This window comes from Streptomyces sp. NPDC003077 (genome assembly GCF_040611095.1).
Lineage (GTDB): Bacteria > Actinomycetota > Actinomycetes > Streptomycetales > Streptomycetaceae > Streptomyces.
Genome location: NZ_JBEXNM010000002.1, coordinates 46,090 through 71,432 on the forward strand (window position 1 = coordinate 46,090; position 25,343 = coordinate 71,432).

The 25,343-nt window shown below is 70.6% G+C and carries 14 protein-coding genes and 1 pseudogene; 10 read left to right on the forward strand and 5 right to left on the reverse strand.

The genetic code is table 11. The features are described from left to right. Positions 1–109: 109 nt before the first annotated feature. Positions 110–11,716 carry an amino acid adenylation domain-containing protein gene (locus ABZX96_RS01585; RefSeq protein WP_355536011.1) on the forward strand — a complete coding sequence of 3,869 codons (11,607 nt, stop codon included), beginning with the start codon at positions 110–112 and terminating at the stop codon, positions 11,714–11,716. 192 nt (positions 11,717–11,908) lie between these two features. Then, positions 11,909–12,898: a 2OG-Fe(II) oxygenase family protein gene (locus ABZX96_RS01590; RefSeq protein WP_355536014.1), complete on the forward strand. Its 990-nt coding sequence runs from the start codon at positions 11,909–11,911 to the stop codon at positions 12,896–12,898. A 98-nt stretch (positions 12,899–12,996) separates the two neighbouring features. Here the strand turns inward: ABZX96_RS01590 and ABZX96_RS01595 are convergent, their stop codons facing one another. Further along, the gene (locus ABZX96_RS01595) at positions 12,997–13,206 is read right to left on the reverse strand and encodes a hypothetical protein (protein WP_355536017.1); all 210 of its coding nucleotides are present in this window, start codon (positions 13,204–13,206) and stop codon (positions 12,997–12,999) included. A 47-nt stretch (positions 13,207–13,253) separates the two neighbouring features. Further along, positions 13,254–13,727, reverse strand: coding sequence for a MarR family winged helix-turn-helix transcriptional regulator (locus ABZX96_RS01600; RefSeq protein ID WP_355536020.1), 474 nt, complete (start codon positions 13,725–13,727; stop codon positions 13,254–13,256). A gap of 287 nt (positions 13,728–14,014) precedes the next feature. On the opposite strand from ABZX96_RS01600, the gene otr(B) reads away from it, so the two are divergent. The 4 genes from otr(B) (at position 14,015) to ABZX96_RS01620 (ending at position 18,063) form a co-directional block, all read left to right on the forward strand. Then, positions 14,015–15,709, forward strand: coding sequence for an oxytetracycline resistance efflux MFS transporter OtrB (gene otr(B) / locus ABZX96_RS01605; protein ID WP_355536023.1), 1,695 nt, complete (start codon positions 14,015–14,017; stop codon positions 15,707–15,709). Positions 15,710–15,950: 241 nt separating this feature from the next. Then, positions 15,951–16,085, forward strand: a complete 135-nt coding sequence (locus tag ABZX96_RS01610) for a hypothetical protein (RefSeq protein WP_355536026.1) — start codon at positions 15,951–15,953, stop codon at positions 16,083–16,085. An 8-nt stretch (positions 16,086–16,093) separates the two neighbouring features. After that, positions 16,094–16,567, forward strand: a complete 474-nt coding sequence (locus ABZX96_RS01615) for a protease inhibitor I42 family protein (protein ID WP_355536029.1) — start codon at positions 16,094–16,096, stop codon at positions 16,565–16,567. Positions 16,568–17,244: 677 nt separating this feature from the next. After that, on the forward strand, positions 17,245–18,063 hold the full coding sequence (locus tag ABZX96_RS01620; RefSeq protein ID WP_355536032.1) for a hypothetical protein: 819 nt from the start codon (positions 17,245–17,247) through the stop codon (positions 18,061–18,063). A gap of 109 nt (positions 18,064–18,172) precedes the next feature. On the opposite strand, the gene ABZX96_RS01625 is transcribed toward ABZX96_RS01620, so the two are convergent. Further along, on the reverse strand, positions 18,173–19,186 hold the full coding sequence (locus ABZX96_RS01625; RefSeq protein WP_355536035.1) for a DUF4073 domain-containing protein: 1,014 nt from the start codon (positions 19,184–19,186) through the stop codon (positions 18,173–18,175). A gap of 942 nt (positions 19,187–20,128) precedes the next feature. On the opposite strand from ABZX96_RS01625, the gene ABZX96_RS01630 reads away from it, so the two are divergent. Continuing rightward, positions 20,129–20,611 (forward strand): DUF2283 domain-containing protein, encoded by a 483-nt coding sequence (locus ABZX96_RS01630; RefSeq protein ID WP_355536038.1) that lies wholly within the window; start codon positions 20,129–20,131, stop codon positions 20,609–20,611. Between the two features lie 584 nt (positions 20,612–21,195). Here ABZX96_RS01630 and ABZX96_RS01635 read toward each other — a convergent pair. Further along, positions 21,196–22,047, reverse strand: a complete 852-nt coding sequence (locus ABZX96_RS01635; RefSeq protein WP_355536041.1) for a helix-turn-helix transcriptional regulator — start codon at positions 22,045–22,047, stop codon at positions 21,196–21,198. Between the two features lie 85 nt (positions 22,048–22,132). On the opposite strand from ABZX96_RS01635, the gene ABZX96_RS01640 reads away from it, so the two are divergent. Further along, the gene (locus ABZX96_RS01640; RefSeq protein ID WP_355536044.1) at positions 22,133–22,921 is read left to right on the forward strand and encodes an SDR family oxidoreductase; all 789 of its coding nucleotides are present in this window, start codon (positions 22,133–22,135) and stop codon (positions 22,919–22,921) included. A 231-nt stretch (positions 22,922–23,152) separates the two neighbouring features. On the opposite strand, the gene ABZX96_RS01645 is transcribed toward ABZX96_RS01640, so the two are convergent. Next, positions 23,153–24,031 carry a LysR family transcriptional regulator gene (locus ABZX96_RS01645; protein WP_355536047.1) on the reverse strand — a complete coding sequence of 293 codons (879 nt, stop codon included), beginning with the start codon at positions 24,029–24,031 and terminating at the stop codon, positions 23,153–23,155. A gap of 87 nt (positions 24,032–24,118) precedes the next feature. Between ABZX96_RS01645 and ABZX96_RS01650 the strand changes: the two genes are divergently transcribed. Together ABZX96_RS01650 and ABZX96_RS01655 are read left to right on the forward strand one after the other, a co-directional pair. After that, entirely contained in the window at positions 24,119–24,844 is a 726-nt protein-coding gene (locus ABZX96_RS01650) for an SDR family oxidoreductase (protein WP_355536050.1), read from the forward strand. A gap of 279 nt (positions 24,845–25,123) precedes the next feature. After that, positions 25,124–25,339: pseudogene (locus ABZX96_RS01655) on the forward strand (helix-turn-helix domain-containing protein); the annotation flags it as partial. Positions 25,340–25,343 lie beyond the last annotated feature (4 nt).

Sequence of the window (25,343 nt, forward strand, 5' to 3'; positions counted from 1 at the left end):
GCGTGCCCGGCCCGCGGCGAACTGCACGAGAAGTCCCTGACCTCGCGGCCACGCGGCGGGCCCGGCCCCGCCGTGCGTCGCACACCCCTGCACGACGGAGAGCCTAGGTATGAAGTCAGCACGGTACCCGAGGACTGCCGCGGACTGGTCTGCCCGCATTCAAGGCGTATCGAGCGAGCGCTGCGATCTGGAGATGCTCCTCAAGGACGAGTGGCGCAACCGCATCGCGGTACGGGACGACGACCCCGGCGTACGGGCGACACGGCGCCAGGACCTGCTGGTCGGCGGGCCGGAGTACGCCGCGCTGCGCGCCGCCCCGCGCGATGGCAACGGGGTGTCGGTCGGGGCCCTGGCGCTCGCCACCCTGTCCACCGTCATGCGGGCGTACGGGCACGGGAACCGGACGGTCGCGGCGCTCGTGGACGCGACCGGGACGGAGGGCGCCGGGGCGGGCGCGACGGGGGCGGGCGCCGCCGACGCGGAAGCCGCTCGTCCCGACCGCCCCCGCGTCCTCCCCGTCCTCGTCGACCACCTCGCGCAGGCCCGCCTCACCTGCCGCGCGGCGGTGCGCGAGCTGGACGAGGCGATGCGCGACGCGGACGCGTACGTGCGCCCGGACGAGGTGCTGGGACGCGGCCTGTTCGACGCGCTGCTCGTGCTCACCGACCGCGAGGTGGACCTCGCGGAGCTGCCGCACTCCCCGCTGCTGGCCGTCGTCCGGGACGTCCCGGAGGAGGGCTGCCTGCGGTGGTCGCTGGCGTACGCGGGGGACCTGTTCGAGGACCGCACGATCGCCGGCGTCCTCGACGTCGTGCGCGAGGTGCTCGGCCAGTTCGCCGGGCACCCCGAGCGGCTGGTCGCCGACATCGAGCTGGTGTCGCGGGAGCAGCGCGAGCAGATGCTCAAGTGGAACGCCACCGACGGCGACTTCCCGGAGGACAAGCGGCTCAACGAGCTGTTCGAGGACGCCGTGCGGCGCTCCCCGGACCGGGAAGCCGTCGTCTTCGGCGACCTCCGGCTGACCTACCGCGAGATCGACGAGCGGGCCAACCGGCTCGCCCACTGGCTGCTCGGCCCCGCGCTGGGGGTGCGGCGCGAGGAACTCGTCGGGATGTACCTCGACAAGAGCGACCTCGGCGTCGTGACGACCCTGGGCATCTGGAAGGCGGGCGCGGCGTACGTGCCGATCGACCCGGCCTACCCGGCCGAGCGGGTCCGCTTCGCCGTCCGCGACACGGGCCTTGCGGGCATCGTCACCAACCGCCACCACGCTGCGCGGTTGCGCGAGATGCTCGGCCCGGAGCACGCCGCCGTCCGGATCATCGAGATCGAGAACGTGCTCGCCGCCGCACCGGATGCCACCGAGACCGCGCTCGCCGCGCGGGACGACGCCGACACCACGGCGCGGGACGACGCCGACACCGCGCTCGCCGCCGCCTCGGACGCCACCGCGACCGCGGCCCCCCGGCTCTCCCTGAGCAGCAAGGACCTCGCCTACATCACCTACACCTCCGGCACCACGGGCGTACCGAAGGGCGTGCCCAAGTACCACGACAGCGTCGTCAACAGCATCACGGACCTGTCCGAGCGCTACGACATGCGCCGCCCCGGCGAGGAGCGGGTCGCGCTGTTCGCCTCGTACGTCTTCGAGCCGCACCTGCGGCAGACGCTGATCGCGCTCATCAACTCGCAGACGCTGGTGGTCGTCCCCGACGACATCCGCCTGGACCCGGACCGGTTCCCCGCCTACCTCGACGAGCACGGCGTGACGTACCTGAACGCCACCGGGTCCGTCCTCCAGCACTTCGACCTGCGCCGCTGCACCCGCCTGAAGAAACTGCTGCTGGTCGGCGAGGAGCTGACGGCGGCGGGGCTGCGGCAGTTGCGGGAGCGGTTCGACGGGCTGGTCGTCAACGAGTACGCGTTCACCGAGGCGGCCTTCGTCACGGCCGTCAAGGAGTTCGGGCCGGGCGTGACGGAGCGCCGGGACCGCAGCATCGGCCGGCCGGTGCGGAACGTGAAGTGGTACGTGCTGAGCCAGAACCTCAAGCAGTTGCCGATCGGCGCCATCGGCGAGCTGTACATCGGCGGCTGCGGGGTCGCGCCGGGTTATCTGAACCGGGACGACCTGACGGCCGAGCGGTTCACGCCGAACCCGTACCAGTCCGAGCAGGACGCCGTGCGCGGGCAGAACGCCCGGATCTACAAGACGGGTGACCTGGCCCGCCTCCTGCCGTCCGGCGAGGTCGAGTTCCTGGGCCGCAGTGACTTCCAGCTCAAGCTGAACGGCGTCCGGGTGGAGCCGGGCGAGATCGAGGCGAGAGCCACCGCGTTCCCCGGCGTGCGCAAGTGCACGGTCATCGCCCGCGAGGGGGCCGGCGGCGCCGCCGACCGCCACCTCGTCGGCTACTACACCACCGAGGCCGGGGTGGAGGTCACCGAGGACGAGCTGCTGGCGTTCCTGGAGGAGCGGCTGATCCGGATCATGGTCCCGGCCCGGATGGTCCGCCTCGACACCATCCCGGTCAACGTCAACGGCAAGGTCGACTGGCGCGCCCTGCCCGAGGTGGAGCTGACGCGCCCCGGTACGGCCGCGCCCGCTTCCTCGGGTGGCACCGCCCCGGCGGACGGCACGGTCGCCGGGGTGCGGGACGCGCTGCGGGAGATCTGGAGCGAGGTCCTGGGCCTGCCGCCCGCCCGGATCGGCGACGGGGACGACTTCTTCCGGCTCGGCGGGCAGAGCATCTCCTGCATCCTGCTCATCGCCCGCGTGCGGCAGCGGCTGGGCGTCTTCGTCGGCGTGGACGATGTCTTCGGCCTGCGCACGCTGGGCGAACTGGCCGATCACCTGGCCGAGCAGCGGGCCGACGGGCAGCGGCCGGAAGCCGACGACGCGCCCCCCGCCACGGACGCCCCGCCCACCCCCGCCGACACACCCGTCCGCCTCCGCGCCAACGGCCTCCAGCAGGGCCTGCTCTACCACGCCCTCAAGCGCCGGAACGGCGACGACGCCTACGTCATGCAGTCCGTGCACCGCTACCGCTGCGCCCTGAGCCCCGACCTGATGCGCGCGGCCTGGGAGTACGCCCAAAGCAAGTACCCCGCGCTGCGGGTGCGCTTCGAGTGGGCCGAGGAGCCGCTCCAGATCGTCGAGCCCGACGACCAGCCCATGGACTGGCGGTACATCGACCTCGGCGACCTGCCCGACGAGGCCGCGCAGGACGCCCGCATCAAGGAACTCCAGGAGCGGGACCGGGCCGAGCCCTACGACCCGGCCGCCGGCCGGATGTTCCGCGTCTACCTGATCCGGCAGCGCGAGGACCTGTACGCGCTGCTGTTCAGCTGCCACCACCTGATCATGGACGGCTGGAGCCTGCCGGTCCTCCACGACGACGTGCACCGCGTGTACCTGCGCCTCCTCAAGGGCGAGCCGGTCGAGCCGGCCGTGGACCACGCGTACGTGGCGGCCCAGCGGCACTGGGAGGCGCACCGCGACGACCACGTGGAGCACTGGCTGCGGCAGGTCGAGCGGATCGAGGAGCGCGGCGACTTCGCCGGGCTCGTCAAGGAGGACCTGCGCTACCAGGTCGACCTGAGCGGCTACGACCACGTCCGGGAGCACCGCACCCGGACGCTGCGGCTGGGCGCGGAGCTGACGGAGACGCTGAAGGCGGTGTGCGCCGAGCACTCCGTCACCCTGCACTCGGTGCTCCAGTTCGTGTGGCACAAGGTGCTGTACTCCATCGGCGGGGGCACCACCACGGCCGTCGGCACCATCGTGTCCGGCCGCAACCTGCACGTCGACGGCATCGAGAACTCGGTCGGCCTGTTCATCAACACCCTGCCGCTGGTCGTGGACCACGACGAGCAGGCGGACCGCAGCGTCGGCGCGGCCATCGCCGCCATCCAGTCCGCCGTGAACACCATGAACGGCGCCAGCACGGTGGAGCTGGGCCGCCTGGAGACCGGCGGGATGAAGCGCCGGCTGTTCGACACGCTGCTGGTGCTGGAGAACTACCCGCGCCTGTTGGAGGAGGCCGAGGAGCACGACGAGCTGCTCCGCTTCGAGAAGGCCTACGACGCCGACAAGGTGGACTACCCGCTGGCCGTCGTCGCCCGGGAGGAGGGCGACGAGCTGACGGTCACTCTCTGGTACGCGGGCGAGCTGTTCGAGGACGAGACGATCGGCACTCTCCTGGACGTCACGCACACCCTGTTCTCGCAGGTGGCGCGGGACGTCGAGCAGCCCGTGCACGCGCTGGAGTCCGTCCCGCCCGCCATGGTGGAGCGGTTCGAGGAGTGGAACCGCACGGAGACCCCGTTCCCGGGTGAGAAGACCCTGCACGGCGTGTTCGCGGACATGGCCGCCGCCTGGCCCGAGGAGATCGCGGTGGTCTACCGCGACCGGCGGCTGACGTACCGGGAGCTGGACGAGCGGGCCAACCAACTGGCGCACCACCTGCGGTCCGTCGCCGAGCTGCGCCCGAACGACCTCGTGGGCCTCGTCGTCGACAAGAGCGAGCTGATGATCACCGCGATCCTCGCGGTGTGGAAGGCCGGCGCCGCCTACGTCCCCATCGACCCGGGCTACCCGGACGACCGGATCGCCTTCATGCTCCAGGACACCAGCGCCCGCCTGGTCGTCACCAACGAGGCGCACGGCGAGCGGCTGCGCGGCCTGGTCGCCGGCAACGAGGCGCACGGCGACCGACCGCACACCCCGACCGTCACCAACGACGCCCCCGGCAGCGAACCGCACGCCCCGACCGTCACCGACGAAGTCCACAGCGACCGACCGCACGACCTGCCCTCCGACGCGGCCCTCCCCGTCCTCGACATCGAGCGCCTGCCGCTGGACGACCACCCCACCACCGCCCCCGTCACCCCCGTCACCAGCACCGACCTCGCCTACGCCATCTACACCTCGGGCACCACCGGCAAGCCCAAGGCCGTCCTCGTCGAGCACCGGGGCGTGGTCAACCTCCAGCAGTCGCTGGCCACGCTGTTCGGGCTGGACAAGAGCCGCGGTGACGAGGCGCTCCTGTCGTTCTCCAACTACGTCTTCGACCACTTCGTGGAGCAGATGACCGACGCGCTGCTCAACGGTCAGAAGCTGGTCGTGCTCGACGACACGATGCGCACGGACGTCGAGCGCCTGTACCGGTACATCGACGACGAGCAGGTCACCTACCTCTCCGGCACGCCGTCGGTGCTCTCGCTCTACGACTACTCCACGACGCCGTCCCTGACCCGCATCGATGCCATCGGCGAGGACTTCACCGAGCCGGTCTTCAACAAGATCCGCGGAACGTTCCCGGGCATGATCATCAACGGGTACGGCCCGACCGAGATCTCCATCACCAGCCACAAGCGGCCGTACACGCCGGGCGAGCGGCGCGCCACCAAGAGCATCGGCCACCCGGTCGCCAACACCACCGCCTACGTGCTGGACAAGCGCATGAAGCGCGTCCCGGTCGGCGGCATGGGCGAGCTCTACATCGGCGGCGACGGCGTCGCCCGCGGCTACCTCAACCGCGACGACCTGACGGCCGACCGCTTCGTACCCAACCCCTTCCAGACCCCCCAGGAGCGGGCGGCGGGCCGCAACGCGCGCCTCTACAAGACGGGCGACCTGGTGCGCTGGCTGCCCAACGGCGAGCTGGAGTGCCTGGGCCGCACCGACCTCCAGGTCAAGATCCGCGGCCAGCGCGTCGAACTCGGCGAGGTGGAGGCCGTCCTGACCTCCTACCCCGGCGTGACCCGCTCCCTGGTGATCGCCCGCGAGCACCGCGGCACGGGCCTGACCGCCGCGCAGAAGTACCTCGTCGGCTTCTACATCGCCGAAACCGAGCTGGACGAGCAGGACCTGAAGCGGTGGATGCGCACGAAGCTCCCCGAGACCATCGTGCCCGCCCGCCTCCTGCGCATCACCGACATCCCGGTCACCCCCAGCGGCAAGCTGGACACCCGCCGGCTCCCCGAGACGGACTTCGGGCCCGGCGACGGCACCGCGTACGTCGCCCCCTCCAACGACGTCGAGGTCAGGCTCTGCGGCATCTGGTCGACCGTGCTCGGCGTCGCCCCGGACCGCGTCGGCGTGCACGACGACTTCTTCGCGCTCGGTGGCGACAGCATCCGCGCGATGGTGCTCGCCCAGGCCATCACCACCGCCTTCGGCCGCGGCGTCGGCATCGCCACCGTCCTCCAGCACACCACGCTCGGCGCGCAGGCCCGCCACATCCGCGAGACGGCCGGCACCGCCGAGGACCACGCGGACGAGCTCGCCGGCCCGCTCGCCACCGGCGCGGGCGAACCCCCGGTGTCGCTGACGCAGCAGCGCCTGCTGTTCATCGACGAGTTCGAGGGCGGCACCTCCGCCTACAACGTCCCCTTCACCCTGCGCGTCCCCGCGGCCGTCGCGACGGCGGACGGGATCGCCGACGCGCTGCGCGCCCTGCTGCGCCGCCACCCCGCGCTGCGCACCCTGCTCCCCACCGACCGGGACGGCGTACGGCGCCAGCGCACGCTGCCGGAGGACGAGGCCCTGGCCCGCTTCGCGGTGCCCGTGCACACCGTCGCCGACCCCGCCGAGCTGGACGCGCGGCTCGTCGAGCGCGCCGACCACGTCTTCCGCCTCGCCGAGGAACTGCCCCTCCAGGCCCACCTGTACGAGGTGGCCACGGACCCGGACGGCCGGTACCTGAGCCTCGTCCTGCACCACACCTGCTTCGACGGCTGGTCCTGGAACGTCCTCCGCGAGGAGCTGGCGGCGCTGCTGCGGGGCGTGCCGCATACGGACCTCCGAACGGTCGGCGGCACGTACGCGCAGTTCACGGCGTGGCAGCGGCGGTACCTGACCGGCCGGCGGCTGACGGAGCTGACCGAGTTCTGGACGAAGGCGCTCGCCGGCTACGAGACGATCCGGCTGCCGCTGGACCGCCCGCGCCCGGCGCGGTTCGACTACCGCGGCCGGGAGATCGAGTTCGCCGTCGACGAGCGCACCACGGACGCGCTCCGGGCGCTGGCCGGTTCGGCGCGGGTGAGCCTGTACAGCGTGCTGCTCGGCGCCTGGTGCCTGGTGCTGAACGTGTACACCGGCCAGCACGACTTCGTCGTCGGCACCCCGTCCGCCAACCGGGGACGGCCCGAGTTCGACCGCACGATCGGGTTCTTCGCCAACCTGCTGGCGCTGCGCGTCCGCATCGACCCGGCCGCCACGCTGGCGGAGTACGTCCGCGCGGTCGGCGAGCACGTCACCGCGGCCCAGGTCCACGGCGAGCTGCTGTTCGAACAGCTCGTCAAGGAACTGGACCCGGAGAAGGACCCCAGCCGCCACCCCCTCCTCCAGGTCAACTTCACCCTCCAGAACGTCACCGACCGCTCACCCGCGACCCCGGACGCCGACGAGCCGGTGCTGACCGAGTACCGCCCGGACGCCGACGGCTGGACGGCCACCAAGTTCGACCTGTCGACGACGCTGACCGAGACCTCCGGGGGCCTCGCGGGCAACCTGACCTTCGCCGCGTCCCTCTTCGACGACGCGAGCGTGGAGGGGTTCATCGCCACGTTCCAGCAGGTCCTGCGGGAGTTCGCGCGGCTGGCCGCGACCGGTGACGAGGCCCGGCTGACGGATGTGGCGGCCGTGGACGAGGCGGTCCACTCGCTGCCGGACGCGGCCGTCGACGCGCCCTCGGAAACCGCCCCCGCCCGGACCCTGCACGCCGTCTTCGAAGAGCAGGCCGCGGCATGGCCCGACGCGACCGCCGTGGTGGACGGCGACCGCCGCCTGACCTACCGCGAGCTCAACGAACGGGCCAACCAGCTCGCCCACCACCTGCGCTCCGTCGTCCAGCTCCGGCCCGGCGACCTCGTCGGCCTCGTCCTGGACAAGAGCGAGCTGACGATCGTCGCGATCCTCGCCGTCTGGAAGGCCGGCGCCGGATACGTCCCGATCGGCCCGGGGCACCCGGACGACCGGATCGCCTTCATGCTCCGCGACACCCGGGCGCGGCTCGTGGTGACCGGCCACGAGCACGCGGAACGCGTCCGCGGCCTGGCGGCGGCGACCGGGGCGCCCGTCATCGAGGCGGACCGGCTGCCGATGGGCGTCCGCTCCACCGAGAACCCGGTGACCGCCGTCACGCCCGCCGACCTGGCGTACGCCATCTACACCTCGGGCACGACCGGCCGCCCCAAGGCCGTCCTCGTCCCGCACCGCGCGGTGGACAGCTTCCGCGCGCAGATCACCGGCCGCTACTTCGGCACACCGGATGCCGTCCGCGAGGGCGTCCGGGGTGACGAAACGCGCGAGGGCGTCCGGACCGACGAGTCCCGGGGAGGCGAGACCAGGGGAGGCGAGACCGGGGGAGGCGAGACCCGGGGAGGCATCCGCGCCGACAAGACCCGCGAAGGCGCCCAGTCCGGCAACTCCCGCGAAGGCATCCTCTTCCTGGCCAACTACGTCTTCGACTTCTCCGTCGAACAGCTCGCCCTCTCCATCCTCGGCGGCCACACCCTCATCGTCCCCCCGGCCTCGCTCGCCCACGACGACGGCTTCTCCGACTACGCCAACCGCGCCGGCCTGACGTACATCAGCGGCACGCCCACCCAGATCCAGCAGCTCGACCTCTCCCGGCTCACCGGCCTGAAGACGGTGCTGGTCGCGGGCGAGGCGTTCCACGAGCACCACTTCGACAAGATCCGCGGCGAGTACGCCGGTCCGCTCGTCAACGCCTACGGCACCACCGAGACGGCCGTCTACAACACCGTCCGGCACTTCGCCCCCGGCGAGCCCTACCGCAACACCCTCGGGCAGCCCCTCGGCAACACCCGCCTGTACGTGCTCAGCGAGGGCATGAAGCCGCTCCCGCCGGGGGCCGTGGGCGAGCTGTACCTGTCCGGCGCCTGCGTGACGGACGGCTACCTGAACCGGCCCGACCTCACCGAGGAACGGTTCCTGCCGAACCCGTTCCGTACGGAGGAGGAGATCCGCGACGGCGTCCACCCGGTCCTGTACCGCACCGGCGACCTCGTCCGGCTCACCCAGACCGGCGAGCTGCGCTACGTCGGACGCAACGACGCCCAGCTCAAGATCCACGGCCTGCGCATCGAACCGGGCGAGGTCGAAGCGGTCCTGGCGAGCTGCCCGAACGTGCGTGAGTGCGCCGTCGTCGCCGCCCCCGACGACCGCTCGCCGGACGGCCGCCGCCTGGTCGGCTACTACGTGCCGGACAGCGGCACCACCGTCGACGAAGACGCTGTCTACGCCACCCTGCGGGCCAAGCTCATGCCCAGCATGGTGCCGTCCCTGCTGGTCCGCCTCGACGGCCCGCTCCCCATGACGATCAACGGCAAGCTGGACACCAAGGCGCTGCCGGCGGTCACCTTCGCGGCCCGCCGCGCGGACTACGCGGCCCCGCGCAACCGCACCGAGGCCCGGCTGTGCCAGCTGTGGGCGGCGCAGCTCCCCGGCGGCACGGTCGGCATCGACGACGACTTCTTCCGCTCGGGCGGCGACAGCATCAGCGCCCTGCACCTGGCCAGCCAGGTCCAGCGGGAGGTCGGGCGCCGGATCAGCGTGAAGGACGTCTTCGACTTCCCGACCGTCCGCGAGTTCGCCGCGACCGTCCTGACGCGCCCGGAGACCGCCCGCGGCACCGGCCAGCAGGGCACGGAGGCGCCCGAACAGGGCCCGCTGACCGGCGAGAGTCCCCTCCTCCCCATCCAGGAGTGGTTCTTCGCCAAGCCGCTCGCGGACCGCGGCTGGTGGAACCAGAACTTCGCCGTCACGACCCCGCCGCTCGACACCGACCGGCTGCGCGAGTCCGTCACCCGCCTGGTCGACCACCACGACGCCTTCCGCCTCCGGTACGCCATCGGAGACGACGGCGAGGTCACCCAGACCTACGCCGCCGCCCGCCCCGAAATCGTCCTGCACACCCTCGACGTGACCGGCATGACGCCGCACGAACTCAACCGCCGACTGGCGGACTGGCAGAGCGGCTTCGACCTGGCGAGCGGCCCGACGGCCTGCGCGGCCTACCTTCACGGCTTCCCCGACGGCACGGCCCGCGTCTGGTTCGCCCTGCACCACCTCATCGTCGACACGGTGAGCTGGCACGTCATCGCCCAGGACCTGGAGATCCTCTACCACGGCGGCGAACTGGACGAGAAGACCAGCAGCTACCGCCAGTGGGCCCGGGCGCTGCGCCGCTACACGCCCGACGCGGACGAACGCGCGCTGTGGGACGAGATCCGTCAGGCCCTGGCTCAGCCCGCGCCCCCCGCCCTCACGGCCCGGGCGGCGAACGCGCCGACCCACCGCGAGGAGTTCACCCTCGACGCGTCCGCCACCCGCGCCCTCCTCACCGACGGCCACTGGGCCTACGACACCACCATGAACGAACTGCTGCTGACGGCCACGGGCCTGGCCCTGCGCGCGGTCACCGGCCGGCCCACGAACCACGTCACCGTCGAGGGCCACGGCCGCGAACGCTTCGACGGCGCCCCGGACGTCCGCGACACCGTCGGCTGGTTCACCACGATGTACCCGCTGGCCCTGACGACGGACCCGGACGACCTCGGCCGCAGCATCCTCGCCACCCGCGAGACCAGCCGCCGGGTGCCGCACAACGGCATCGGCTACGGCGCCCTGCACGGCCGCTACGGCGGCGACCGGGCCCCGCTCCCCCCGGTGAGCTTCAACTACCTGGGCACGTTCGCCGACTCCCACGCGGACGGCGACGGCGCGCAGGGCTGGCGGCTGGACCCGTCCATGGCGGGCAGCGACATCTCCGACCGCAACCGCGGCGCCGACCAGTTCACCCTGGACGTGACGATGCGCTGCACCGGCGACCACCTCGTCACGGCCGTCGACAGCCGCCTGGACCCGGAGGTCACCCACCGGTTCGCCACCGCCCTGAAAACCTCGCTGGAGGAACTGGCGGCCCACACCGCGAAGGCGTCCCACTCCCCCGGCACGGCGGCCCGCCAACAGGCCGCCCCCTCCCAGGACTTCACCCCCTACCTCCTCGTCAACGAGGACGAACCGGACCTCCCCACCCTCTTCGTCTTCCCGCCCGGGGAAGGCGGCGCGGAAAGCTACCTGGGCAACCTCGCGCAGAAACTCCCCGGCCACCGCCTGGTGCTGTTCAACAACGTGCACCTGCACTCCCCGATGGAATCCTTCGAGGCGCTGGCCGAGTACCACCTCACACACATCGAGGAACTGGCCCCGACCGGCCCGTACAGCTTCCTGGGCTGGAGCTTCGGCGGCGTCCTCGCCCTGGAGATCGCACTCCGCCTCCAACGGAGCGGCAAGCAGGTGCGCGACCTCTACCTCATCGACTCCTACTTCAACGTGCGCGAGGCCTCGGCGGCCATCGGCCTCCCGGACGTGCAGGACATCCTCGACCCGATCAACTACCACTACGCGCCGAACCCGACGGACCTCAAGCGCCTCGGCGCGTCCGTCGAGAACCTGGTGCTCTTCAAGGCGGACGAACCCAACAACATCGTCCGCGACGACCACCAGCGCCGCCTGTTCACCTTCTACCAGCGCTCGCAGTACAACAGCCTGGACACGCTCCTGCCTGCCGAGGCGATCGAAGTCCGCGTCCTGCACGGCGAGACCCACCACACGTGGGTGCACAACGACGGCGTGGTCAGCGCGATATGCGAGCGCGTCTCGGGGGCGTCGCGTGACAGCAGCCGGTGAAGCCGAATCCGCGTGGCGGCGCCCGATGAAGCCGAATCCGCGTGGCGACGCCCGATGAAACCGGACCCGCGTGGCGGCGCCCGATGAAACCGGACCCGCGTGGCGGTGCCCGAGGAGAACGAAAGCGTGTGGCGACGCCCACCCGATAAGACGAAATCCGCAGAACCTACGGAAGAAGCCCTGGAGGGACGAATGCCCGTCCTGATGCCCTCGTCGGAAGTCCCGACGATCGACGTGTCACCCCTGTTCGGTGACGACGCGAACGAGAAGCTGCGCGTCGCGCAGGAGATCAACAAGGCGTGCCGGGGATCCGGGTTCTTCTACGCCGCCGGCCACGGCATCGATGTCCAACTGCTCCAGGACGTGGTCAACGAATTCCACCGGACCATGACCGACCAGGAGAAGTACGACCTGGCGATCAACGCGTACAACAAGAACAACCCCCACGTGCGCAACGGCTACTACATGGCCGTCAAGGGCAAAAAGGCCGTCGAGTCCTGGTGCTACCTGAACCCGTCCTTTTCCCCCGCCCACCCCGAAATCGCCGCGGGCACCCCCATGCACGAGGCCAACATCTGGCCCGACGAGAAACGCCACCCCCGCTTCCGCCCCTTCTGCGAGCAGTACTACCGCGACATCTTCGCCTTCTCCCGCACCCTGATGCGGGGCTTCGCCCTGGCCCTGGGCAAGCCGGAGACCTTCTTCGACGCGGAACTCCCGGAGGCCGACACCCTCTCCGCCGTCTCCCTGATCCGCTACCCCTACCTGGAGGACTACCCGCCGGTGAAGACCGGCCCGGACGGCACGAAGCTCAGCTTCGAAGACCACCTCGACGTCTCCCTGATCACCGTCCTCTTCCAGACCGAGGTGCAAAACCTCCAGGTCGAAACGGTCGACGGCTGGCGGGACCTGCCCACCTCCGGCGACAACTTCCTGGTGAACTGCGGCACCGCCATGGCCTACCTCACCAACGACTACTTCCCGGCCCCCAACCACCGCGTCAAGTTCATCAACGCCGAACGCCTCTCCCTCCCCTTCTTCCTCCACTCCGGCCACCACAACGTCCTCGACCCCTTCACCCCCGAAGACCAGGGCGACAAGGAACTCAACCCGCCCATCACCTACGGCGAATACCTCAACCAGGGCTTCCACGCCCTGATCGCCAAGAATGGGCAGACCTGATATTCGGAGCCTGAAAACGACAGCGCCGGACGGCTGGTGTGCCAGCCGTCCGGCGCTGTTCCCATATCAGGGCTACCCGCGAAAGATCACGGCACAACTCACTGGCCGTCGCCACGAAGCGAGGCGATCGCAGCCAGGAAATCGTCAAAGTCGTCGATGCCGCGTCCGACCAGTTCATCCAGAGAGACAAGCGGCGCGACACCCTGCTCCACGGCCAGTTCGTCCAAGGACCGGGCAGGTTCGAAGAAGCTCACGGGGTCGATGTCCGCGTTGCGCGATGCCCCGGTGGCGGATTCATGCGAATTCATCATGCACCTCTGCAATTCACGATTCCGGGCTCCGCGACCAGCCGAATTCATCCCTCACCCGCCCCCGGTTCCACCGCCGGCCGGGCATCCAGCTTCTCCCGCAGCCGCCGCAGCACCGCGACCGTGACACGCAGGTCGTCCAGCGGAATGCCCTCGGCCAGGTACTCCAGCCACCGCTCTTCCAAGGGACGCAGGTCGTCCAGGGCCTTCCGGCCGGCCGCGGTGAGTTCGACGAGCGGACTGCGCTGATCCTGCGGATTGGGGCGGGTCGCGACGACGCCCTCCGCACGCAGGCGCTCGACGGTCTGCTGGACCGCCTGCCGCCGCAGGCCCCGTTCGCGGGCGAGGTTGGCGACGGTGGACGGGCCGTCCAGCAGGAGCCCGGCCACCTGCCAGCGCGCCGAGGTGAGGCCCGCGTGCGCGGAGAGGCGGTCCCCTTCGCGGAGCAGGCGGCCGTTGACGGCAAAGACCTCGGTGGTCACCTCGATCAGGGCGTCCACGTCCGGTGGTGAGGAATCCATGGCCACAGCGTATGACCTCGTATGTCCTTGCATGACCTCCAGAGAATCCAGAGAACGACAAGAGCTTGTCAAAGTTCGCGGCGGCGCCTACGCTCGGCACCCGGCCGCGGCACCGACCGCGAGCGAGACGAGCAAGAGACGCACCAAGAGGCGCACCAAGAGGCGCACGGAACCGGGGCCACCGGCCCGGAAGGTCCGGACAGCCCCGGGACCACCGGCCCGGAAAGTCCGGAAAGTCCCGGAACCACCGGCCTGCAAAGTTCGGAAAGTCTGGAGAGTGAGGAACCGTGTCACCCGCGAATCCGGGCACCACCGGTGCCCCGGAGCGAACAGCCGGGGCGTTCACGCACCGGCAGGTCCTGACGGCCATGTCGGGGTTGCTGCTGGCCGTCTTCCTCGCGGCACTGGACCAGACGGTGATCGCCACCGCCATGCGCACCATCGCGGACGACCTGCACGGCCAGACCGAGCAGGCGTGGGCGACCACGGCCTACCTCATCGCCTCCGTCCTGGCGATGCCGTTCTACGGCAAGCTCTCCGACATCCACGGGCGCAAGCCGCTGTATCTGATCTCCATCGCCGTGTTCGTCGCCGGTTCGGTCCTGTGCGGCACGGCGGGTTCCATGGCGGAACTCGCCGTCTTCCGGGCGATCCAGGGCCTCGGCGGCGGCGGACTGATGTCCCTGCCCACCGCGGTGGTCGCCGATCTCGCCCCCGTACGGGAACGCGGGCGCTATTTCGCCTTCCTCCAGATGGCCTGGGTGGCCGCCAGCGTCGTCGGTCCGCTGGCGGGCGGGGCCTTCGCGGAGGCCGGCGGGGTGTTCGGCGTCGACGGCTGGCGCTGGGTGTTCCTGCTCAACGCGCCGCTGGGGCTGCTGGCCCTCGTCACCGTCCGCAAAGCCCTCACCCTGCCGCACGAGCGCCGGGCGCACCGGATGGACGTGCTGGGGGCCGCGGCGCTGACGCTGTTTCTCGTCCCCCTGCTGATCGTGGCCGAGCAGGGCCGCACCTGGGGCTGGAGCTCGCCGGCCTCCCTCACCCTGTTCGCACTGGGCGCGGCCGGGCTCGCGCTGCTCGTCCCCGTCGAACTGCGGCGCGGGGACGAGGCCGTGCTGCCGCTGCGGCTGTTCCGGCGGGGCGGCATCGCCCTGTGCTCGACGGTCAACTTCACCATCGGCGTCGGCATCTTCGGGACGGTGACGACCCTGCCGCTGTTCCTCCAGCTGGTGCAGGGGCGGACCCCGACCGAGGCCGGGTTGGTGGTCATCCCGTTCATGCTGGGCACCATCGCCTCCCAGGTGGTCTCCGGCAAACTCATCGCGGCCTCGGGCCGGTTCAAGAAACTCGCCGTCGTGGGCCTGGGCTCCATGGCCGGCGCACTGCTGACCCTGGCCACCGCCGACGTGGGAACGCCGATGTGGGGCATCGTCCTGATCGTCGGCTGGCTCGGCATCGGCATCGGCCTGTCCCAGACGGTCATCACGCTGGCCATGCAGAACGCGGCGCCCAAGAGCCAACTGGGCGTGGCGAACGCCGCCTCGGGCCTGTGCCGCCAGATCGGCGGCTCCACCGGCATCGCCGTCCTCTTCTCCGTCATGTTCGCGGTGGCACTCGGACACCTCACCGACCTGCTCCGCACCGGCCCCCTCGCCCGCGTCCTGACGGACCCGTCCGTCACCGCGGACCCCGCCAACCACGGCTTCCTGCACCTGGTGGAATCGAGCCACGGGGCAGGCATCGCCCTGGACGACACCTCCGTCCTCCAGGGCCTCGACGCCCGGCTCGCCCAACCGGTCGCGGAGTCCTTCGCCCACGGCTTCCACGTCATGTTCCTCGTGGGTGGAGCGGTGCTGCTGGTCGGCTTCGTCCTGAGCTGGTTCTTGCGCGAGCTGGAGGAGGGCGCGGACGAGGGCGCGGATACGGATTCGGACGAGGACGCGGCAGGGCAGGAGCAGCGGGCCGGCGGCGGCACGGCGGCGTGAGGCTACCGACTCCCCACACCGGACGCATGACACCTGGCCCCTGACGGCGGTGGCCCACCTGGGGACGACGAGCCCCATTCCTACCCCCGGCCGGATATTCTCCCTCGCCCCACCCATCCCCCGCTTCGAACTGGCAAGCGACCGACTGATCCACATAGGGTACGGATCCGGCGGACACGTCACCGCCGTCAGTACGCGAGGAGGGCCCCGTCAGGACCGGGGCGTGCTTGGGGGGGACCACATGCCGGGACAGTCCGGCTTCGACGTCGAGCAGGACGGCATGGCCGCCGAGGCCAGGAAGCTCGACACCGCGAGCGACGAGGTCGGCGACATCGCCAAGGCCGTCGCCGACGGCTGTGTCCAGCTACCGCGCTGAGGGCCGCCATGACCGGGCACCGTGACCACCGGCCCCGCCGCCCGATACGAACCGCTGCCGCCGCTCTGTGCGTGGCCGCCCTCCTGGGAGGCTGCGACTTCGGCGAGGCCGCCGTCTACTCGCTGGACCACCCCGACATCACCGCCGACGAAGGCGGCAGGTTCTCGCTGTCCGTGTCGCAGAACCCCTCCCTGGGCGAGGAGTGGTACGTGGTCGCCCCCAGCCCCGACCCCGCCGTCGTCCGCGCACGCGGTGTGCGCGCCGCTGACAAGGACGACGGCCTCGTCATGGTCGGTGCGGGGTACACGAGGCTTTACGACTTCGAGGCCGTGGGTCAGGGGAAGACACAGATCACCCTCCTGCACTGCCCCCTCAACGCGTGCAGCGGCGACAGCACGCCCCCGTCCACCACCCCCGGTCCCCACTGGCTCCCCACCATGCCGAAGGCCACGCACCACACCTACACCGTCACCGTCAACTGACCACCAGCCCGGCCCCGGGCACCCATGGCGCCCCATGGACACCCCCGACTCGCACCCCGTCCAAAGCCGACGCCGAGTTGCCGGCGCTCGACCTGCCCAACCCAGTCAGCTATGGAATCGCCATACCTGGACCGCACCGCACCGCCCTGTTTGAGGACGGTGCCGTCGCCACCGTGATGGAGCTTCGGGTGACGACGGGCACCGCTCACCCCCGGCCGTGACCACGCCACCGCCCGTCCGGGCCATCCGTACGCGTCCACAGCCGCCGTGAACCCGCTGCCCGCCCCCGCACGTCCCCGCCCCCGCACGTCCCCGCTCTGGCCGGACGGCGGCGGGGTCCGGCGGGATAGCACGGGGGCCCGGCGGGACAGCGCGGGGCGGGGGCGCCATTGCGCGCGGCGTGACGGACGGGAAGGCTGCCGCCGACCGTTGTCCGTCCTCCCGGAGGGAACGCCGCCGTGCGCAGAGGCTCAGGTACGACCGCCGGAAGTGGCTCAGGTACAACCGCCGGAGGTGGTTCAGGCACAACCACCGGAAGTCGTTCAGGCGCGATCACCCAAGGTGATGCAGGTACAACCACCCGCAGAAGTTCACGCACAACCCCCCGCAAACATGCACGCACAACCGCCCAAAAAGGCCACCCCTTCGGGCGCCGGCCCACCGGTGGGCTGGCCGACGTGCTGTGGGACTGGTCGAAGTCCGGCACCCGGCATGCCGCCCGGAACCGGCTGTTACGGCGGCTGCCCGGGGTGGGCCCTGACGCGGCGTACCGGTTCGGGCTGGTCGAGCGTCCGCACTACGCCTACGGCGTGCGCCGGGCCACCGAGTTGGCCGCGCGGCTGGGGCACCAGGGCGTCACGGTGGTGGAGTTCGGCGTGGCCGGGGGCAACGGGTTGCTGGCCCTCGCCGAGCACGCCCGGTATTACGCCGCCGCCACCGGCGTGACGGTGCGCGTGGTCGGCTTCGACAGCGGCGCGGGCATGCCCCCCGCCAAGGATCCGCGGGACCTGCCCTACCTCTTCGGCCCCGGCTTCTACACCATGGACCACGACCGGTTGCGCGCCCGCCTGGGCGCGGCCGAGCTGGTGATCGGCGACCTCGCCGACACGCTCCCCGCCCACCTCCGCACCCACGCGGACGTCCTGCGCGCCCACCCCGTCGGCTTCGTCGCCCTCGACCTGGACTACTACTCCTCGACGGCGACCGCCCTGGACCTCTTCCGCGTCCCGGCGCACGAGCATCTGCTGCCGCGGGTCACCTGCTACCTCGACGACCTGCCGGGAACGATCGCACAGATCGGCGAAGCCGCCGCCCTCGCCGACTTCAACACCGCCCACCCGGACCGCCCCATCGGCCGCGTCCTGGGCCTGCGCGCCTTCACCCCTTTCGACCCGCCCTGGGCCGACCAGATCTACGTCCATCACCGCATGGACCACCCGGACTACACACGGCTGGAGGTGGGCGCCACCGGGGATCAGCTGCCGTTGGTTTCCTGACGGCCGTCGCGGACTTCTCGACGGCCGCCGGGAACTTCTCGACGGCCGCCGAGGACTTCTGGCGGCCGTCGAGTGGGGCACCCACCCCCAGAACGTGCGGCGCACCGCCTCACCGCGCCAACGGGACCGTGATCTCCTTCAGCCAAGCCCGGCGGGCGAAGTCGCGGGCCTTGATGACGACCGCGTCGGGGCGCACCTCGACCTGGAGGCCCTGGTTGAAGGAGCCGCCGACGGCGACCTCGCCGCCCTTGCCGTCGTCGCGGAATCCGGTCTGGATGGCGCCGGTGTTGACCACGGTGAAGCCGCTGAGGTTCGCGGTGCCGGGCACGACGCGGCGTACCACCCAGTCGGAGAGTTCCAGGTCCCAGTGCGTGTGGCCGGAGAAGAGGAAGACGTCGGGGTGGCGGCCGAGCAGGTTCAGGAGGCGGTCGGCCTGGAGGTAGTCGTTCGCGTAGAGCTTGTTGCGGGTGCCGGAGACGGTGTTGGGCAGGGGGTGGTGGGTGATCACCATGACGGGCTTGCGGCGGCGCGACCAGTGCCACAGGCGGTCCTCCAGCCACGCGAACTGGGCGTCGCTGATCCAGACCTCGTCCCAGAGCTTGGGGTCGTGGTAGTGCGAGTAGCGCTCGGTGCCGAGGGTGAGAACGGGGACGCCGCCGAAGGAGGTCTCCGCGTGGACCGTGCCGCGCCCGGCGAAGTTGTAGAAGCTGCGGAAGAGGGAGTCCTCGGTGGTGCCGTTGGGCCAGGTGTCCTGCGCCAGGGTGTCGGGGTCGCGCCACTTCGGCACGTAGAACTCGTGGTTGCCGATCGCCCAGGCCACGGCGGACGGGTGCGAGTGACGCCGCAGTTCCGCGCTGACCTGGGCGTACTCGAAGTCGTAGCCGCGCGGCGTGATGTCGCCGGCGACGGCGAGGCCCGCGCTGTGCGGATTGACGGCCGCCATGTCGTCCAGCGCCCGGCCGAAGTCGCGCAGGTCTCCTTGGATGTCGCTGATGACGTTGAACCGGACGACGTTCCGGCGGAACACCGAGGCCCCGGTCGGGGTGGCGTGGGCCTGCGGGGCTCCGGTGGCGGCCACCAGGGCGCCGCCGCCGGCGGCGGCGAGGAGAGATCTGCGGTCCATGTCGCGGCTCCGTGTCCGTGAGGTGGGTGGGCTGGCACTGCGCCACGGGTGAAGATCACGGCGGCGGGTGCACGCCCTCCCACGTGCGACGGGCCTGTGCGTGAAGTGAAGGAGAACGAAAGGAAGTGAAAGCGGAGGGGGACGAGGGAGAGGAGCGCTGAAGGCCGGTGTTGTCGAGTCGATTCGCACGCACCCGAACCGATGACTGAAGCGAAACAGAAGGCTGAAATATTCGGCGACCATCTTTTGCCGTCAAGCATTTCCCGCGCGCCACAATTTCGGCCCACGAATACCGCAGTCACACCGAAGGCACATATCGCCCTTTCGCGAAATTCCCAACTTTTGACCGCCTCAAGGCACTTTCGCCTGCGGTGTTCCTCGTCGCGTCTGCGCAATCCGTCCGGCCAGTGAGCTCACATCGACAGGAGCGAGGGCAGCAGCCCGGCGCCGTCTCCGCGTCCTGGGGCCGCCGCGCACCCGTCCCGTCTCCCCCGACGCCGAACAACGCGTCCTCGCCCTGTTCCGGCAGCTCACCGCCGAGCAACAGGAACAACTTACGATTCTCCGCAGCAGGGTACGCAAGCCCGGCGCTTCGGCCGGACTTCCGCTTGCAGCCGTGCTGACCGCCGGGGGCGCCTCCTACGCCGCGACGGGTGCACAGAGCGGGTCGACACAGACGGCCGGGTTCGGAATTCCTGCTTCCGCACCGCGATTCATCTCGGACTACACTTTCCACTGCTCCAAGGAGATACTCGAAGACAGCATCACGGGTCCCGGTGCTCGGAATGTAGTGGCCACTGAGTACTCGTCAGCCAGGCACAACAGGGAAAAGGCGACTTGGAAGTACACCGGACGCAAGATCGTTGTCGTACTTAACAACAACGGCTTCTGTGACGGCCTGGCGCCTCTGAAGCTACCACTCCACAACCAAGGGGGAATCATATGACAAGCCGCATGGGTTGCCATATTCGTTACGATCCAGAAGCTGATGTGGCTCTGCTCTCCTTCACGGAATCATCCCGTTCGGGCGGCGTTGCGCTGGATTTCGATGACGATTCCGGATTGGCCGGTCTTCTGCGCCTTGGCGCAGGAGGAGAGTTCGACCACCTGGAACTTCTGGGGGCAAGACGTGCAATCCCTCAATTGGTGACGGGGTTGAACGCGCCGCCTTCGGGAGTACGGGACTATTGCCGAGGTGTGGTGAACGTGCACTTGGCGGCAGGTGACGAGCAAGGCGCGGTTCGCTTCGACCTTGTCGACATCTCCGCCGACGGAGGCGAGTACGAGATCTCAGTACGGGCCAAATCGTCGCCCTCGGTCCTCGCCACGCTGACGTATGACATAAATACGGGCGCACTCCGCTCTCTGACGCTGTTTCCGGTGGGGAATTTACTTCAAGGCATTCCCGGGATTACGTCCGACTGACCTAGGTAAAACCTTGCGTGTCCCCCTGCTCGATTTACAGGGCCGGGACACGCTCACGCCGCCACCATTGAAGGGGCCCCGGAAGAGCTCCGGAAAGCAGGCGCACGTCGGCTCGTCACCGTCGTTCGTTCTACGCGATGGTCTCCTCTGACCCTGCTCCACGGAAGGGCTATCACCGTCTCCCGGAGAGCGCCATCTGTCGTCGCTGGAAGGCGAGTTCCAGGATTGGCTGTGATGGTGTCTTCGGGTGTCGTTTCGGCGAGTTACGCATGATCGATGTCAGCGTCTTTCGGTGTCGCATATTCGTGCGATCGTGAGTTCCGGGGCCGTGGGCGCATCGGACGTGGGCGATCCAGCCGATATGGCGGTCGCGGTGGGCCGGGCCGACGCCGCACTGCCTGCGGCGCTCGTACGTCACGGCGCGGCAGCGGTGAAACAGGAGCCCCGGATGAACCGGCAGCCGGCCGCCGCGCCCGACCGTCAGCCCCTTGAGGAGCACGCCGCCGCGCCGATCCGCGAATGCGCGGCCGACCAGCGCGCCAAGACCGACGCCCTCGCCAGCGTCCCGGAGGTCGGCTGTGGCGCTAGTACAGATGGTCGCTCGCCTGGGCGCCGAGGACGTTCAGAAGGGCCAGCGCCTCGGCGCCGGGGGATCCCGGCGGTGCGCTGTAGAGCACGAGGTGCTGGTCGCGGTCGGTGAGCGTGAGGGTGTCGCAGTCGACGGTGACGTCTCCGACGGCCGGGTGGCGGAAGGTCTTGGTGAGCATCGGTGCGGGCTGTACGTCGCGCCGTTCCCAGAGCCGGGCGAAGTCGGGGCTGGTGTCGCGGAGTTCGTCGACAAGGCCGGTCACCGCGGGGTCGGTGGGGTAACGGGCGAGGGTGGCGTGGAGTTTCATGACCACTTGGTGGCGGAACTCGGCGGCGTCGGAGATCCCGTACAGCGGCGTATCGGAGTGCTCCGGCCCGGGGAATGCCCGGCGCGCGAGATTGCGGTCCTCGGGGGCGAGCTGGGCGAAGTCCTCCATGAGCGCGGCAGCGAGGTCGTTCCAGGCGAGCACCTCGAACGCGGCGGACACCACGAAGCCGGCCGTCCGCGGCAGCCGCTCCAAGAGCGCGAGGATGCTGGGGCGGACGTCGCGCCGGTGCAACCGGGTACGTGTCGGCGCGGTGCCGGCGAGGACGTGCAGGTGGTCGGACTCGGCGTCGGTCAGCCGCAGCGCGCCCGCGATCCCGGCGAGGACCTCGGCCGACGGGCGCGGTGCCCGGCCCTGTTCGAGCCGGACGTAGTACTCCGTGGAGATGTGCGCGAGGACCGCGGTCTCCTCACGGCGAAGCCCCGGGGTCCGGCGCCGCGGGCCTGAAGGGAGGCCGACGTCCTGCGGCCGGAGCCGCTCACGGCGGCTGCGGAGAAATGCCCCGAGTTCCCGCTTGTCCATACGGGAAGTGTGCCCGCCGTCCGGTGGCGGATCGTAGTACTGGTTGTGCCTGTATCCGCTCCCGGGCCGGAATGACAGTGGTGGCATGACAGAAAACACCGGCACCGCCGCGCCCATCGGCCTGCTCACCGGCAAGGTCGTCTTCATCACCGGCGCCAGCCGCGGCATCGGAGCAGCCGCGGCCCGGCTCTTCGCCTCCGAGGGCGCCGCCGTCGTGCTCGCCGCCCGCGGCACCGATGCCCTCGAAAAGATCGTCACCGGGATCCGTGCCGACGGGGGCACCGCCGATGCCGTCACCCTGGACCTCGCCGACAGCACGAGCATCCGCGCCGCCGTCGGCAGTGTCGAAAAGCTGCACGGACGGCTCGACGGCGCCTTCAACAACGGCGCGGTCATCCAGCGGCAGTTCGGCCCGGTCGACACCACGAGCGAGGAGGACATCGACGAGCAGTTCGCCGTGAACTTCCGCGCGCACTGGACCGCCATGAACGCCCAGGCCGCTCTCATGCGGCGGAACGGCGGCGGGGCGATCGTCAACACCTCCAGCATCGGCAGCCGCCGCGCGAACCCGGCCCTGCCCGCGTACGGCGCCATGAAGCGCGCGCTCAACAGCCTCACCGAGACCGCCGCGGTGAACTGGGCCCGCGAGAACATCCGGGTCAACGGCATCACGCCCGGCGGCACCTCCACCCAGATGATCGACACCTGGGAGGCGGCGGCTCCCGGCATCGTCGAGCGCATGACCAAGTCGATCCCGCTCGGCAGGATGGCCGAGCCCCGGCAGATCGCCGAGGCCGCCGCGTGGCTGCTCAGCGACCGGGCCTCGTACGTGACCGGCGCGATCGTCCCGGTCGACGGCGGCGCCGGCGCCTGACCAGGGCAACCCAGCACCACCACCCGCGCTCACCCCCTGAGCACCGAGCCGTCACTCCCGTAAGCCCCAGGTTCTGCCCACAGAGGTTGGCGACGACATATGGCTTTGGATGGTCAGCCGTTGGGCTTCCACTCGCCGAGGCGATTGCGGGCCTGGGCGAAGGCGGTGGTGCCGTCCGCGGGACGGCTTCCCGGCGATGACGCACAGTCGCTTCAGGCGAGCGGTCGGCGTTCAGCGCGTGGCCGCGGCTGGTGGCACGGTGCGAAGCTCGGTCGCGGCTCGGAGCAGCGCGGAGAGGGCCGGTGAGTGGTGGCCGGCCGGCCATGCGAGGACGGTTGTGATGTCCGGGGCGTCGACGACGGGCACCGCGACATGGTCGGGCCACTGCCAGGCGCGGCTGGAGGCAGGGATGACGAGCAGGGTCTTGCCGAGCGCGACGAGCTGAGCGAGTTGTGACTGCGTGCGCACCTCTGGCCCGGGGCCGTCGGGGTAGGAGCCGTCCGGCCGGGGCCATCGGGCGAGGGGAAGGTCAGGCACGTTGCCGACGTCCGCGAGGGTGAGCTGGGGACGTGCGGCGAGCGGGTGTCCCGACGGGAGGAGGGCGACTTGGCCTTCGGTGCGGATGTCCTCGGTATCGAACCCGGCGAGGTCGTCGACCGGCCGGTGCATGAGAGCCACGTCCGCGCGCCCGGCGCGCAGGAATCGTGCCTGCTCACCGACCTCGCACAAGACGACTTCGACCGGTGCCGTATCGGCGCCGGCCGCCGACGCGGCGAGAAGCCGTTGCAGCAGTTCGTGCGACGCGCCGGCTTTGGTCACCAGCACCAGGGGCCGCTGGAGGTCCGCGGCCCGCCGGGTCCGTCTGGCAGCAGCCGCGACCGCGTCGAGGGCCAGGCGGGCTTCGCGCAGCAGCACACCGCCGGCGCCGGTCAGGGCCACCCCCCGCCGGTCCCGGTCCAGGAGCCGGACGCCGAGCCGACGTTCGAGCTGCCGGATGGCGCGGGACAGTGGGGGTTGCGCGATCCCGAGCCGCTGGGCCGCGCGCCCGAAGTGCAGCTCCTCGGCGACCGCGACGAAGTACCGCAGCTCGCGGGTCTCCAGGTCGTCCATGTGCACACCCTATTCGCCTGGTGATACCCGCCAGGTATCACCAGGTACCTGATCCATATTGGACGAATCGGACGCCTCGCACGGAGCATGAACAGCGTGAACCACACCAAGACAGCGCTGGTCACCGGCGCGAACAAGGGAATCGGCTTCGCCATCGCTCAGGGTCTGGGATCCCTCGGCTTCACCGTCGCCGTGGGAGCGCGTGACGACGCCCGGCGTGAAGCGGCCGTGGAGCGGTTGCGTGCCGAAGGCATCGACGCGTTCGGAGTCGCCCTCGATGTCACCTCCGATGACAGCGTCGCCGCCGCGGCCACGAGCATCGAGAAGGAAGCCGGGCGACTCGACGTACTCGTCAACAACGCGGGAATCTCCGGCCGGTTCGAGGACGGCGCTCAGGACCCCACAACCCTCGACCTCGGTCTCCTGCACACGGTCCTGGACACGAACGTGTTCGGCGTGATCCGGGTGACGAACGCGATGCTCCCGCTGCTCAGCCGTGCTGCCGCGCCCCGGATCGTCAACATGTCCAGCACCATGGGCTCGCTGGCCCTGCAGAGCGGCCCGATGGCCGCCGCCTACGCACCCTCCAAGTCGATGCTCAACAGCGTCACGGCACAGTACGCCCGCCGATTCGCCGACACGAACATCATCGTGAACGCGGCATGCCCCGGGTACGTCGCCACCGACTTCACCGGATTCGCCGGGGACCGCACACCCGAGCAGGGTGCCGCGATCGCTCTGCACCTCGCCACCCTGCCCGACGACGGCCCCCGAGGCGGCTTCTTCGACGACAAGGGAGCCGTCGCCTGGTAGCTCGGGGAGCCGTCGCCTGGTAGCTCTGCGCGCGCGAGAGCGATGAGGTGGCGATAGGCGCGCCACGCAGCCGCCAGGAACCGTGCGGCCCCGCACCGACCTGCTCGGCGAGCCCCGCCTGAGACCCCCCGAACGACGTACGCGTTCCGCGCGAGCCCACCCACGTTTCCACAACCCGCTCCCGGACCCCAGCACTTGCCGGCGCCCACCGAACGGCCGGGTGCACGAGACGCGACTCGTGCACCCGGCCATGGTCGTCCTCCGAGCGGACAGACCCGCATGGTCCACCGCAACGCACCCCTGACCGAGACCGGCCGCCTGCGCCCGGCACAGTGCGCAGTCGACGAGCAATGGCCACTCCGCCGAGCAGCCGAACGCTTCCACGTCCCACCCGCCACAGCGAAACGGCGGGCCGACCGCTACCGCGAGCAAGGACCTGCCGGGACGGCGAATCGGCCCGGCCGCCCGCGCCTCAGCCCGCTTCGACCGCCCTCAATGG